The sequence below is a fragment of the Azospirillum sp. TSH64 genome, assembly GCF_003116035.1.
Taxonomy (GTDB): Bacteria; Pseudomonadota; Alphaproteobacteria; order Azospirillales; family Azospirillaceae; genus Azospirillum.
This window is the reverse complement of sequence record NZ_LGQW01000002.1, coordinates 88,141-101,857: the sequence shown is the minus strand read 5'-3', so window position 1 is coordinate 101,857 and position 13,717 is coordinate 88,141. Positions and strand designations below refer to the sequence as shown.

General features: G+C 69.8%; 12 protein-coding genes. 5 read left to right on the top strand and 7 right to left on the bottom strand.

Annotation, left to right across the window (positions count from 1 at the left end; genetic code table 11):
* Window positions 1-141: 141 nt before the first annotated feature.
* Entirely contained in the window at window positions 142-2,391 is a 2,250-nt protein-coding gene (locus tag TSH64_RS00745; protein ID WP_109095247.1) for a hybrid sensor histidine kinase/response regulator, read from the top strand.
* Between the two features lie 27 nt (window positions 2,392-2,418).
* Here the strand turns inward: TSH64_RS00745 and TSH64_RS00740 are convergent, their stop codons facing one another.
* From TSH64_RS00740 to TSH64_RS00720, 5 genes are all read right to left on the bottom strand, one after another.
* Window positions 2,419-3,852: a tetratricopeptide repeat protein gene (locus TSH64_RS00740; protein WP_109095246.1), complete on the bottom strand. Its 1,434-nt coding sequence runs from the start codon at window positions 3,850-3,852 to the stop codon at window positions 2,419-2,421.
* Between the two features lie 68 nt (window positions 3,853-3,920).
* Window positions 3,921-5,153 carry a D-alanyl-D-alanine carboxypeptidase family protein gene (locus TSH64_RS00735; RefSeq protein ID WP_109095245.1) on the bottom strand — a complete coding sequence of 411 codons (1,233 nt, stop codon included), beginning with the start codon at window positions 5,151-5,153 and terminating at the stop codon, window positions 3,921-3,923.
* A gap of 14 nt (window positions 5,154-5,167) precedes the next feature.
* Complete coding sequence (locus TSH64_RS00730; protein WP_109095244.1) at window positions 5,168-6,823, bottom strand: PAS domain S-box protein; 1,656 nt, start codon at window positions 6,821-6,823, stop codon at window positions 5,168-5,170.
* A gap of 291 nt (window positions 6,824-7,114) precedes the next feature.
* Complete coding sequence (gene infC, locus TSH64_RS00725) at window positions 7,115-7,648, bottom strand: translation initiation factor IF-3 (RefSeq protein ID WP_081506050.1); 534 nt, start codon at window positions 7,646-7,648, stop codon at window positions 7,115-7,117.
* Between the two features lie 55 nt (window positions 7,649-7,703).
* Entirely contained in the window at window positions 7,704-7,916 is a 213-nt protein-coding gene (locus TSH64_RS00720; protein ID WP_109095243.1) for a hypothetical protein, read from the bottom strand.
* Window positions 7,917-8,318: 402 nt separating this feature from the next.
* Between TSH64_RS00720 and TSH64_RS00715 the strand changes: the two genes are divergently transcribed.
* Genes TSH64_RS00715 through TSH64_RS00705 form a run of 3 tightly spaced genes read left to right on the top strand, consistent with a single transcriptional unit; the run spans window position 8,319 to window position 9,944 of the window.
* Complete coding sequence (locus TSH64_RS00715; RefSeq protein WP_109095242.1) at window positions 8,319-9,236, top strand: neutral zinc metallopeptidase; 918 nt, start codon at window positions 8,319-8,321, stop codon at window positions 9,234-9,236.
* Window positions 9,237-9,274: 38 nt separating this feature from the next.
* Complete coding sequence (locus TSH64_RS00710) at window positions 9,275-9,619, top strand: type II toxin-antitoxin system RelE/ParE family toxin (protein ID WP_282188091.1); 345 nt, start codon at window positions 9,275-9,277, stop codon at window positions 9,617-9,619.
* A gap of 7 nt (window positions 9,620-9,626) precedes the next feature.
* The gene (locus TSH64_RS00705; protein ID WP_109095240.1) at window positions 9,627-9,944 is read left to right on the top strand and encodes a HigA family addiction module antitoxin; all 318 of its coding nucleotides are present in this window, start codon (window positions 9,627-9,629) and stop codon (window positions 9,942-9,944) included.
* Here the strand turns inward: TSH64_RS00705 and TSH64_RS00700 are convergent.
* Window positions 9,941-10,762 carry a hypothetical protein gene (locus TSH64_RS00700; RefSeq protein ID WP_247872683.1) on the bottom strand — a complete coding sequence of 274 codons (822 nt, stop codon included), beginning with the start codon at window positions 10,760-10,762 and terminating at the stop codon, window positions 9,941-9,943. The two genes, TSH64_RS00705 and TSH64_RS00700, sit on opposite strands and share 4 nt — an antisense overlap.
* A 245-nt stretch (window positions 10,763-11,007) precedes the next feature.
* On the opposite strand from TSH64_RS00700, the gene TSH64_RS00695 reads away from it, so the two are divergent.
* On the top strand, window positions 11,008-12,372 hold the full coding sequence (locus TSH64_RS00695; protein ID WP_109095238.1) for a nucleotide sugar dehydrogenase: 1,365 nt from the start codon (window positions 11,008-11,010) through the stop codon (window positions 12,370-12,372).
* 366 nt (window positions 12,373-12,738) lie between these two features.
* On the opposite strand, the gene TSH64_RS00690 is transcribed toward TSH64_RS00695, so the two are convergent.
* Entirely contained in the window at window positions 12,739-13,419 is a 681-nt protein-coding gene (locus TSH64_RS00690; protein ID WP_109095282.1) for a DUF2076 domain-containing protein, read from the bottom strand.
* Window positions 13,420-13,717 lie beyond the last annotated feature (298 nt).

The following is a 13,717-nucleotide window of genomic DNA, read 5'->3' as shown; positions in this document are numbered from 1 at the left end:
GCAGTGTCGAAACCTTCCGTAACTCCGGCAGGCGCCACAAGGTGGCCTGCAAGGGGGATCGGATCGCATGGCGACGATAAAGGGAGCAGGCTCAAGCATGAGTGGGGGAGCGGCGGCAAAGGCGGACCGGAAGCGGGCGTCATGCTGCGGCTCCTGAAGGAAAGCCGCCCGCTCCAGCGCATCGGGGCGCTCGGCATCGGCCTGCTGGCGGTTCTGTGCGGCGGCACGGCGATGGTCCTGGACCGGCTGCATGGCGAGACGGTGACCGAGGCGATGCTGGGCCTGCGCACGCTCAACGCCTCGCTGGCCGAGCAGACGGCGCGCACCATCGAAGGGATCGACCTGACCGTCAGCGGGATCGCCGACCAAATCCCGCTTGAGAACCGGCGCAGCGCCGAAGCCTTCAGCCGGCTGCGGACGGACCGGCAGGTTCATGAAATCCTGAAGGCCAAGGCGTCCGGCCTGCCGCAGATGGAGGCGCTGAGCCTGATCGCCGCCGACGGCACCCTGGTCAATTTCACCCGCCGGTTCCCGGCCCCGGCGCTCGACCTGTCCCGGCGCGACTATTATCTGGCGCTCAAGGATGCCGATCCGGGACGCGCCTACCTCAGCCGGCCGACGCAGAGCCTGGTCACCCGGGACTGGACGCTCTACATCGCGCGGCGCGTGAACGCCCCGGACGGCGGGCTGGCCGGGCTGGTCGTCGGGGTCATCCGCCTGTCCTATTTCGAGCAGTTCTACCGCAGCCTTCATGTGACGCCGGGCAGCGGCTTCAGCCTGTGGTGGCGCGACGGCATGCTGCTGGCGCGCTTCCCGCCAACACCGGACAGGATCGGAACCGTCGCCACCGAACCGATCATCGACAGTCAGCTCTCCCAGTCCGGCATCGCCGCGACCACCCTGAAAAGTTCGATCGACGGCGAGGAGCGCATCCTGTCAGTCCAGCAGTTGCGCAACTACCCGCTGGTCGTCGCGGTCAGCCGGACGCGCGGGGAAATTCTGGCGCGCTGGGAGAGTCAGGCGGTCGTCATCGCCGCCGCCGGGCTGGTCAGCGCGGTGGCGCTCGCCCTGATGCTGTGGGCGATGGCCCGCCAGTTCCTGGCCTACGAGACCGCCAACCGCGCGCTCGGCGAGCGGCGGCAGGCGGTGGAGGCCCGCGACGAGGCGGAGGAGCATGTCCGCCAATTGCAGAAGATGGAGGCGTTGGGCCAGCTGACCGGCGGCGTCGCCCACGACTTCAACAATCTGCTCCAGGCGGTGCGCTCCAGCCTGCACATGTTGGAGGCCGGCGGCGAACTGCGCGGGGCGGAGAGCCGCCGGGCGCTGGAGATCGCAAGCCAGGCGGTCGACCGCGGCGCCACCCTGACCCAGCATCTGCTGGCCTTCGCCCGCCGTCAGCGGCTGGCCCCGGCGCCGGTCGATCTCGGCACCCAGGTGGCGGGGATGGCGACGCTGCTGGAACGCACGCTGGGCGGCGCCATCCGCATCCGCATCGACCGCGACGCCGATGTGCCGCCGGCGCTGGTCGATCCCCACCAGTTCGACATCGCCCTGCTGAACCTCGCCATCAACGCCCGCGACGCCATGCCGGACGGCGGCACCCTGACCATTACCGTCACCAGCCTGCCGGTTGGGATGGCGTGCGAGGAGGCTTCCCCCGCCCTCACGCCCGGCGGCTATGTCGCCGTGACCGTGCGCGACAGCGGGTCGGGCATGCCGCCCGACATTCTGGCGCGGGCCTGCGAACCCTTCTTCACCACCAAGCCGGTCGGGCAGGGCAGCGGGCTGGGGCTGAGCATGGTGCATGGCCTGACCGCCCAGTCAGGCGGCGGCATCCGGCTGGAAAGCCATCCCGGCCTGGGCACCGCGGTGACGCTGTACCTGCCCCACGCTCCGGTGGAAAGCCCAGCAGAAGCCAGGCCAGAAATCAGGCCGGGAAGCAGGGTGGATGCGACCGGCGGCCCGGCGGCCTCCACCGGAACCGCCCCCCTGCCCGTGCCGTCCGCCGCCCTTCGCATCCTGCTGGTCGAGGACGACGCCCTGGTCCGCATGGCGAATGCCGCGGCGCTGGACGAGGCCGGCCTCATGGTGTCGGAGGCCGCCGGCGGCGAGGAGGCCCTGGCTTTGCTGGAAGCGGACGAGGGCATCGGCGTGCTGGTCACCGACTTCGCCATGCCCGGCATGACCGGCGCCGACCTGACCCGCCTCGTCCGTCGTCACCGCCCCGGCCTGCCGGTCCTGATCGTCACCGGCTATGCCGAAAAGGCGGTGCTGCAGGATCTGGGGCGCGAGCCCGGCATCCGCATCTTGTCCAAGCCCATTCCGCCATCGGCCCTGATCGGGCACATCATGACGGCATTGCAGGACTCCCGCGCCGGTATCGGGTGCTGAGCCGGGTGCCGAGATCGCACACCGGCGTCAGGTGTCCTTCAGGCAAGCCCCCACATGGGTGAAGCGGAAGCGCGCATCGATCGGCACATCGGGAAAGGGCAGCCCATGGCCGTCATGGGCGCTGTCATGCACGAGGCAGCAGCCCTCAATCAGCGGCCAGACGACCCGGCCAAGGAAGCGCTGGTCCCGCAAGCGTCCGTCTTCGGCGCGGGCGGCAACCTCCGCCAGAGGAGCCATCGGCGGCAGAATGCCGGCCCGCCCGCCCCACATGCCGGCCAGCATCAGATCGGTGTGCATGATGTGGTCGCGCATGACATGGAAGGGGAGGCCGGAGGCCAGCCAGGCATCCACTGCGGCCCGCTCCCGGCTGTTCAAACGGGAATCGGCGTCGCGGCACAGGAAATGGCTGACCGTCGGATCGTCGGAGACGAGGAAGCGCCAGAACAGGCCGCGCACCGGTCCGCTGCCCGCGTCCATGGCGACCAGTTCCGCCCCCGCCGCGGCCAGCTCGCCGAGAACGGATGCCGGCACGGACTCGTCATGGTGGATGCGGCAGGTCCAGCCCGGATAGAACTCGGCCGCAAGCCGGACATTCTCCAGCGCGCCCTGCATGTACAGGGATGCGGAGCCCCACAGGCTGAAACTGATGATCCGCCGCGTCCGGCCGTCCTGCGAAGCTGCGGGAACCGGCGCCACTCCGACGCCCTGCCGCCCCTTCCGCGCCGCTTTCGCCTTCCGCGTCAGGACCGCACAGGCTTCGCTTGCCGCCTCCGCCATCCGCCCGCAGTGGAAAAGCGTCGCGACGAGGTATTCCTGCGTATCCAGATGATCGGGGACGAGGGTCCCGGCACACCGGAAGGCGGTCGCCGCCTCCGCCATCCGCCCGGCATTGCAGGCGGCGACCCCGGAATTGTACCAGACGAGGTGCGAGGACGGGGACAGCGCCAGGACGGCGCGGTAAGCCGCCAAGGCGGCCTCCCAGTCCTGCCGGTCGAAGCGGGCATCCGCCAGCCCGGTGCGGATGCGGAGATCGCCGGGACGCAAACGCGACGCCTCGGCGAAGGCCGCCTCGGTGGCGGTCGGATCGCGGCCGTCCAGGCAACGTGCGCCATGATCCAGCAGCAGGCCGGACAGCAGCTCGGCAGCCTGCGGCGCGCCCAGGACATGCGCCCGCCGGTAGGCGTGCATCGCGTCCCCGGTGCGGCCGGCGGCACGCAGCAGATTGCCGTAATTGAGGAGATACTCCGCGGAGTCCGGTCGCCGGGCCACGGCTCCGGCGACCCGGGCCAGTCCCTCCTCCAGGCGCCCGGTCTGGCCCATCAGGATACCGGACAGATGAAGCGCGTCCGGATAGTCCGGCTCGGCCTCCAGCACACGGGCATAGAGGGTTTCCGCCTCGGCAAACCGTCCTGCGGCGTGCAGATCAAACGCCAGAAGAGTCGCTTCGGAGAGGGTGGCCATCGCCCCCTACATAGCCGAGAACAGGCCCCCGATCCAAAGCGAAATCCAAAGACGCCGTCCGCGGCGCGTCACCGGTCCTGAAGCGCGAAGCAGCCCTTCCCGGCCGTCTTCAGGGCGGCGCAGGCCGCATCGGCCTTCGTCGCGGCAAAGCCGGTCAGCCGGGCCTTGTAGAGACCGCCGGACCGCACGACCGCAGCGCTGGTGCCGGCGGCAAGGGCGCCCAGGCGCTTGGCCGTGGCGCGGGCGCTGCTCTGTGCGGCGGCATGGCTGGCGAAGGCGCCGACCTGGATGGACCAGGGACCGCCAATGGGGGGACCACCAGTGGATTTCGCAGCGGGGGGCGGCTTCACCACCGGGGCGCCCACGCTCACCGCCGTGCTGCGCTGGGCGATCGAAGCGCTGTTCTTGGTAATCAGCAGATCCGGCTGCACGGGCGCCGGTTTGGCCGGGCTGGTCGGGCGTTTGAAGCCGGCATCCAGCAGGTCGGCAACCCGGTCGTCGCGGGAGTTGGCGCTGTGGCCGCCCATCACCACCGCGATCAGGCGGCGGCCGTCCCGCACCGCCGAGGCGGCGAGGTTGAAGCCGGAAGCGGCGATGTAGCCGGTCTTGATGCCGTCCATGCCGGGGTAGCGCGCCATCAGGCGGTTGTGGCCATAGACCGTGTCACCCTGCCAGTCGAAGCTGCGGCGCTGGAAATAGGCGTAATGGCGGGCGTGGCCGCGGATCAGCGCGCGGGAGAGGATCGCCATGTCGCGCGCCGTTGTCCGCTGTAGCCGGTCGGGCAAGCCCGACGCGTTGCGGAAGACCGTGCGGCGCATGCCGATCGCCCGGGCACGGGCGGTCATCTTCGCGGCGAAGGCGGTCTCGCTGCCGCCCAGCGCCTCCCCCAGCACCACCGCGACGTCGTTGGCCGAGCGGGTGACCAGCGCCAGGATCGCCTGCTCCACCGTGATGGTGCTGCCGGGGGCCAGCCACAGCCGCGACGGCGGCATCGACGCGGCATGCTGCGACACCACGAGGCTCTGGTCCAGCCGCAGCGTGCCGCGTTCCAGCGCCTCGAAGGTCAGCATCAGCGTCATCATCTTCGTCAGCGATGCCGGATAGGTCAGGGTGTCGGCATTGCGCCCCTGCAGGACCGTGCCGCTGCCGGCGTCCATCAGGATTTCCGCCGCGACCGGCAGGGGAGTCTTTTTCGCCGAGCGCTTGGCCAAGGCCGGCAGGGGCGTCAGCAGGACCGCGACCAGAGCCGTGAGGACGGTCAGGGAGAGCAGCAGCGTCGAGACGCGGGCGAGCGGGTGCATCGTCTCAGGTCTCCCTAGATGCCGTCGGAAGGGCCGTCGGACAGAAGCTTCCGCACCATGGCGCGGAAGGCGTCGACTGCCACGGGCTTGACCAGCATGCGCATGTTGTGGCCAAGCCCATCCTCGCCGTCGCCGTGCCTGTCGTCCAGGGCTTGAAAGGCATAGCCGGTCAGGAACAGGACCTTCAGATCGGGATAGTGCGCCTGCGCCGCCTCCGCCAGTTGACGGCCGTTCAGGCCGGGCAGCCCGACATCGGTCACCAGCAGGTCGACCGGCGGATTTGCCCCGGCTTTGTCTTTGGTTCCCGCTTGGGCATTTGTCAGTCGGGCAAGCGCCGAGGTGCCGTCGGCGGCTTCCAGCGTGGTGTAGCCGTCGCTCTCCAGCACCTCCACCAGCAGCATGCGGACCAGCTCCTCGTCCTCCACCACCAGCACGGTGCCCCGCCCGGTCCGGCCGGGCGGCAGCGCCGGCACGGCGGCGGGCTGCGCCTGTCCGGTGGAAGCGGCGGCGGCATGATCGCGCGGCAGGTGGAGATGCACCGCGGTGCCGCGGCCGACCGCGCTGTCGATGCGGACGAAGCCCCCGGACTGGCGGGCGAAACCGTAGAGCTGGCTCAGCCCCAGGCCGGTGCCCTGGCCGATCGGCTTGGTGGTGAAGAAGGGCTCGAAGACGCGGGCCAGCACGTCGGGCGGCATGCCGGTCCCGCTGTCGCGCACGGTCAGCACCGCATAATCGCCGGCCTGCACCCCGGGATCGTTGACGAGGTCGGCCGGTGAAAAAGCGGCATTGGCGGTCTCCACCGTCACGCATCCGCCCTCCGGCATGGCGTCGCGGGCGTTGATCACCAGATTCAGCAGGGCGCTCTCGATCTGGTTCACGTCGGCATGGACCGGCCACAGCGGCTCCGCCAGCCGCCGCTCCAGCCGGATCTGCTCGCCCACCGAGCGGCCCAGCAGATCCCACAGCCCGGCCACAAGCCCGTTCAGCTCGACGCGCTCCGGCTTCAGCGGCTGGCGCCGGGCGAAGGCCAGCAGGCGCCGGGTCAGGGTGGCGGCCCGGTCCACCGCGGCGCGGGCGGTGGCGGTGAAGGGGGCGATGTCGCTGCGCCCGACCGACAGCCGCTGGTCGATCAGCTCCAGGCTGCTGCTGATCGCCTGCAGCAGGTTGTTGAAGTCATGGGCGACGCCGCCGGTCAGCTGGCCGACCGCCTCCATCTTCTGAGCCTGGGCCAGGGCCTCGCGCGCCTCATCCAGCGCCTGCTGGGCCTTGCGGCGCTCGGTGATGTCGCGGGTGACCTTGGCGAAGCCGCGCAAGGTCCCGGTCTCGTCACGGATCGGGTCGATGACGACGCTGGCCCAGAAGCGGGTGCCGTCCTTGCGCAGGCGCCAGCCCTCCGCCTCGAACCTGCCCTCCGACAGGGCGGTGGCGAGCGCGCGCTGCGGCATGTCGGCGGCACGGTCCTCCGGCGTGTAGAAACTGGAGAAATGCCGGCCGATGATCTCGTCGGCGGCATAGCCCTTCATCCGGGCCGCCCCGGCATTCCAGCTGCGGACGATGCCGGCGGGATCGAGCATGAAGATCGCATAGTCGACCACGCTCTGGACCAGCAGGCGGAACTGCCGTTCGCCGGAGATGGGCTCCCAGGCGGGCGCGACACGTTCGTCCTTCATAACAACGACTTTCCGGAACACAGGGGGGAGTGAGACACGGGAAGTGCGATGATTCCCGTTCGACGCCGACGGGGTCAATAACCCAATGCGAATAGTCGGGTATTATTCCGCCGCATCACGCGGGATGTTCCGGGATTAATCCGGCGCGATTTGAGGGCGGGAAAATTTGATAATAGAGAAATTCGCGGGGGAATTTACGGTCGGGACGGAAAACGGCCGTCACGAGAAAGGAGCAGGCACGAGAAAGGGGCGGGGCGGCGAACCGCCCCGCGAGATCCCTTTGGTCCAGGCTCAGCGCGGGGCCAGCACCATGACCATCATGCGGCCTTCGACCCGGGGCATCTGCTCGACCTTGGCGATGTCCTGGAGCTGGTCACGCACGCGGACGAGCACGTTCAGACCGAGATCCTGGTGCGCCATCTCGCGACCGCGGAAGCGCATGGTCATCTTGACCTTGTCGCCTTCCTCGATAAAGCGGATGGCGGAACGCATCTTCACGTCATAATCGTGATCGTCGATGTTCGGCCGAAGTTTGATTTCCTTCAGCTCGATGATCTTCTGCTTCTTCCGCGCCTCGTTGGCCTTCTTCTGCTCCTCGAAACGGAACTTGCCGTAATCGAGGATCTTGCAGACAGGCGGATCCGCCTGGGGCGCCACTTCGACGAGGTCGAGGTCGGCATCCGCGGCGGCTTCCAGCGCTTGGCGGAGCGGCACCACGCCGACCATCTCGCCGTCGGCGCCGACGAGGCGGACCATACGGGCGGTGATTTCACGGTTGAGGCGCGGGCCTTCGCGGACGGGGTCCGCGTCGTAGAGCTTGGCTATGGTGATCTCCTATAGTCGTGGATGGGTAGAAAAGGACGAGCCCGGGCCGATAGGATCAGCCCAGGATGTCGAGCACAATCTGCCGCAGTTCGCCCCGGGTCAAGCCGGACGGCTCAGGCTTGGAGCGAAAATCGGGCTTTTTGCTTTCAGCTGCGGCGAATTGGCCAGCGGAGAGGCGGGTAGAGGCCAGATGGACCGGCGCAAGCGCGGGCTGGGCGGCAAAATGGCGAGCGGTCTGCGAAAGGGCGGAAACGATCGGGGTCGTCATGAAAATCCTCCAGGCCGGATGGGCGGACCGATGGATTTCGGTGCCGGCCGGCTCTTGTTCGTGTGTGGCGTCGTGAAACGGGAGCCGCGGCGGCGCAACACCGCCGCAGGAGACTCCGATAAAGTAAAACAGGCCCCGGCATGGGCATGTTCCAAACGGCCGGCGCCCCCACGAAGGCTCTCTCCCGCCGGGGCGGGAAAGGTGGGGGGGCGGCACAGCCCGAGCGGTTCTGCCCAGACGGTCTTCGGCCAGTCTCCAGATGGGGAGCGGGGTGGGATTTTCAAGCCGTTCCGCACCGACTCCCCGTCTTACCGCCGGACCCGCAGGGAACGTGGGAAGCCCTTGATGGTTTCGTCTCCACCGGACCTGACGATCGGGACGGGCGGGCGAAGGAGGGCGGCGATGCGGTGGCAGGGCGGACGGGAAAGCGAAAATGTCGAGGACCGCCGCGGACAGGGAGGCCTGGGCGGCAGGCTAGGCGGCGGCGGGCTCGGGGGAGGGGGCATCCGCATCGGCGCGGGCGGGCTGGGCGTCGGCGGCGTCATCGTGGTGCTGCTGGTCTCGATGGTGCTGGGGGTCGATCCCACGGTGCTGCTGGGCGGCGGCGAGCAGGGAGACCGGACCACCGCAGACCGCACCCAGATCGGCGAGGCCGCTCCGCGCAGCCAGGGCGACGACGAGCTGAAGCGCTTCGTCTCCGTCGTGCTGGCCGATACCGAGGACACCTGGCAGGGCCTGTTCCAGCAGATGGGGCGCCAGTACCAGGACCCGACGCTGGTGCTGTTCACCGGCACGGTGGCGTCGGGCTGCGGCCGGGCCCAGGCGGCGATGGGGCCCTTCTACTGCCCGATGGACCGTAAGCTCTACATCGACCTCGGCTTCTACCGCGAGCTGCGCGACCGCTTCCAGGCCCCGGGCGACTTCGCCCAGGCCTACGTCATCGCCCACGAGGTCGGCCACCATGTGCAGAACCTGCTGGGCATCTCCGACAAGGTGCAGGCGGCCCAGCAGCGGGCGGGCGGCCAAGCCGAGGCCAACGCCCTGTCGGTGCGGCTGGAACTGCAGGCCGACTGCTTCGCCGGCATCTGGGGCAACCACGCCAACCGCGACCGCAAGATGCTGGAGCCCGGCGACGTCGAGGAGGCGCTGACCGCCGCCAGTGCCATCGGCGACGACCGCCTGCAACGTCAGGCGCGCGGCACCGTCAGCCCCGACAGCTTCACCCACGGCAGCTCCGCCCAGCGCGTCCGCTGGTTCCGCACCGGCCTGGAAAGCGGCCGCCTGGAAGCCTGCGACACCTTCGGCACGGACCGGCTGTGAGGGGGCGGGCTTGACCGTTATCCGTAACGTAACACATAATGATCCGCGAGAGGACGCGGATGCCGATCAGAAACTGTGTGGACAAGCGGACGGCCGATTTCATGGCCGGCAAGCGGGTGAGGGAGTTCCAGTCTTTTGAGCGCCAAGCCGCCAAGGCATTGACCAAGCTTCAGGCGGCCACCCGGCTGATGGATCTCCGGCATCCTCCGTCCAACCGTTTCGAAGCGCTGGGCGGGGAACGGAAGGGCCAGTACAGCATCCGGATCAACGACCAGTGGCGTGTCTGTTTCCGCTGGGCCGTGGTTGGAGACGCGCAGGCCGATGCCGACCTTCTGACCGTGCCAGGAGAGCCTTACGACGTCGCAATCGCCGATTATCACTGAGGTTTCCATGAGCCATCCCGCTGTCGACAACCTGCCTCCCATCCACCCCGGCGAGTTCCTGCGCGACGAGCTGGAGGCGCTCGGCCTGAGCGCCCGCCGCTTTGCCGAGCATATTGGCGTGCCGCCCAACGCGGTGACCGGGATCATGAACGGCGAGCGGCGGATCACCGCACCGATGGCGCTGAGGCTGGGCAAGGCTTTCGGAACCGACGCGCGCTATTGGAGCAATCTGCAGAGCATCTTCGAAACCAAGGTCGCGCGGGCGGAAATCGGCGATGCGCTGGACGCCATCAAGCCGCTGCCGCATCTGGATAAGGCGGCTTAACCTCCCGGCCCGCGCATGAGCCGCAGATAGTCGAGAACGCGGGCGGTGCGCCAGTCGGGGTCGGCCCAGCAGGCGGCTTCCCGGGCGCGGCGGCAGGCGGCGACCGCCTCCAGCCGGGGCTGGCCGGTCAGCGGGCGCAGGTCGGCGGGGATGGCGGCGAGGCAGCTGGCGGCAAGGTCGGCGGGCGAGGCGGGGCCGGTCTCCAGCCAGCGTTCGGCCTGCTCGAACCGGTCGCGGCACATCAGCGCGATCATGTAGTCGCAGGCCGATTGCAGGCCGGGCGCCAGCCGGCCGGGACTGACCGACAGCACCGGCAGCAGCGGGGCAAGCGTCGGCGCCAGATGGTTGGCATAGAGCGTCGCCCCCCAGTAGCGCTCCGCCGTCTGCCGGAAATGGTCGAGGTCGCGCACCGGCACCAGGCCGGACTCCGCGACCGGCAGGATCTCCACCTTCGGCTTGGTGACCACCACCGTGTCGTTCGACACATCGACATAGAGCGCCCCGATCTGGAGCGCGTTCTGGAAATACTGCCCGCGCAGGACTCCCCAGACGCTGTGCAGCACGCCGCCCCCCTCGACGAAGGCGCGCAGCGCGCGCTCCACCGGGCCGGCCGGCTGGGCCAGACGCTGCGACAGGCGGGCGAAGAGGTCGCGGGTGATCTCCTCGCAGCGGCCATAGGGATAGGGCTTGCCGCCGGCCGGTGGCAGGCCGGCAAGCGCCCGGTCGCTCTCCTCGCGCAGCGCCATGAAATAGCCGAAGAGGGCCGCCGGGTCGCCGCCCAGATGGAGGGCGGTCAGCGCCGACTGGCGGTCATCCACCGGGGCGATCTCTTGCGGAAGGAGGGGTGGGTGCCGGGCTGTCATGGCGGGTTGGGTCTGGGCGAGGGAAGTCCAAGGAGTCCGGGGAGGGTGGCACCCTTCACGGTCCCGGCGCCAGAGTTTCCGATCCCCGGCACCAATACGGAGCGGGGGGTTGCGCAAAGCATGCCGCCCGTCACACATTCCGGCGGCCGCAGGCGGGACAGCCGTCCGGGCGGTCCAGTCCTTTCGAACGGAACGGCACGATGAGCACAGCGGACACCCAGCCCGACATGCAGGCACCCGACATCCAGTCCCTGGAAGGCGCCTATCGCGGCCGCAGCGCGCGGGTGGCGGTGGTCGGGCTCGGCTATGTCGGGCTGCCGCTGGCCCTGGCGCTGACCGGGGCCGGCTTCAGCGTCACCGGCTTCGACATCGACCCGGCCAAGGCGGCGGCGCTGAACGGCGGGCGCTCCTACATCCGGCAGATCGCCGACGGCCGTGTCGCCCAGGCGGCGGCGACCGGGCGGTTCCGGGCGACGACCGATGCCGACGCATTCGCCGCCTGCGACGCCGTGATCGTCTGCGTCCCCACCCCGCTGTCGCCCCAGCGCGAGCCGGACCTGAGCTTCGTCGAGGCCTCCACCCGGCTGATCCGCGACCGGCTGCGCCGCGGCCAGCTGGTGGTCCTGGAATCGACCACCTGGCCCGGCACCACCGACGAGGTGATGCGGCCGATCCTGGAGGAGACCGGGCTGGCCAGCGGTCGCGACTTCTTCCTGGCCTATTCGCCCGAGCGCGAGGATCCTGGCAATATCAGCTTCACCACCAGCACCATCCCCAAGGTGGTCGGCGGCGACGACGAGGGCGCGCGCCGGCTGGCGGTGGCGCTCTACGAGCAGGTGGTGCCGCAGGTGGTGCCGGTGTCGGGCACGCGGGCGGCGGAGGCGACCAAGCTGACCGAGAACATCTTCCGCTCGGTCAACATCGCCCTGGTGAACGAGCTGAAGATCGTCTTCGAACCGATGGGCATCGACATCTGGGAGGTGATCGAAGCGGCGAAGACCAAGCCCTTCGGCTTCATGCCCTTCTATCCCGGCCCCGGGCTGGGCGGCCACTGCATCCCGATCGACCCCTTCTACCTGACTTGGAAGGCCCGCGAATACCAGATCTCCACCCGCTTCATCGAGCTGGCGGGAGAGGTCAACACGATGATGCCGCGCCATGTGGTGGACCGGCTGGCCCTGGCGCTCGACCGGCAGGCCGGGATCGGGCTCAGCCGGTCGCGCATCCTGCTGGTCGGCATGGCCTACAAGAAGAACGTCGACGACAGCCGGGAGTCGCCGGGGCTGCGGCTGATGGAGATGCTGCTGGAGCGCGGGGCCGCGGTCGACTACCACGACCCCTTCATCCCCGTGCTGCCGGTCACCCGCGAGCATGCCGCCCTCGCCGGCCGGCGCTCCGTCGAGTGGACGGCGGAGCGGCTCGCCGGCTTCGACGCGGCGGTGATCGTCACCGACCATGACGGCATCGACTGGCAGAGCCTCGCCGCCCACTGCCCGCTGGTGGTCGACACCCGCAACGCCATGCGGGCGGTCGAGGGCTTCGCCGACCGCATCGTGAAGGCCTGAAGCGCGGGGCAGAGCCGCAGGCGGCTGCAACAGCGTGGAACGTGCCGGGCGGCGGCGTTCCATCGGCAGGGCCGACGGGAGAGACCGCTGGAACAGCGTGAAACACGCCAAGCGGCGGCGTTCCATCCGCCGGATGGGCAAGGGTTCAACGCCGGGGCCGGATGGAACGCTGTGAAACAGGCCGGACGGCAGCGTTCCATCGGTTGGGAAAATCCCCCTCCCATGCCCTGGCGCAGGCGATCCTGAGAAGGTGGGAGGGGAAGGCATGGCGTCGGCTCCGCAAGGGTGAGTCCGACGCCATCATATAGGAATTTTCTCCGCGATGGCGGCGCTCAGTTCAACGGAGCGCCGCCATCAGGGATGGACTCACATCTCCTCTTCGCCGCCGAAATCGCCCCAGCCGCTGTCCTCGACCGTCTGTTCGACATGGTCGGTGGCGGCGGTGGCCGCATCGGTGGCAGCACCGGCAGCCTCGGCCGCCACCGCCTCGCCGCCAGAGAACATGCTGGAGAGCGCGCTGCCGATCAGCATGCCGCCGGCGACGCCGGCCGCCGTCTGCATGGCGCCGGCCATGAAGCCGCCGCCGGCCCGCGGCTGCTGGGCATAGCCGGCGACGCGCGGGTCGCCATAGGCGGGCGTACCGGCAGCGGCGGGCGGACGGCCCCAGGGCGAGCCGGCCGGCATGGCGGCCGCAGGGGCGGCAGCGGCCGGGGCAGACGCCGGATATGAGGGCTGCGGAGCGGGACGGCTGCTGCCGCCGAACAGGCTGCCGAACAGGCCGCCGCCGGACTGGGCCGGGGCGGCGGGAGCGGCGGCGGGACGCTCGCGCAGCTGGCGCTCCAGCTCCTCGTTGCGGCCCTGCGAGGCGGCGAGCGCCTGCTCCATCATCACGATGGCCTGCGCCATCAGGTAGGGGGCGGCCGGCTGGCGGGCGATCCGCTCGCGGATCAGCGCCTCGGCCTCGGGATCGCGCGGGCCGGATTGCGCCTCGGCCTGATGCAGCTTGGCGAACAGGTCGTCGATGATCTGGCGTTCGGTGTGGTCCATGGCGATGCTCGTCTTCATCAAAAGGGTGGGAATGAGGCGGGGGAAGATTTCAGGGTCTCGGCCCTGGCCCTGGCCCCGGCGCCCCGCAGGCGCACGGAGCCGGCCGCCCAGAGGGCGGCAAAGCCGCCCACCCGGAGCGGTGGCAAAGCCGTGCGGCGCGCCGGAGGGGCGGCGCGCGACGGGGAAGGTCGGGAGCGGGGAATGCCGGAGGCCGGAGGCGTTGTCTCAGGGGCAAGGGCATCAGTCCCTCCAAGTGCGGTCACGCCCGTCGGCGCAAGAGCAGGTGAAGAGATCCGAC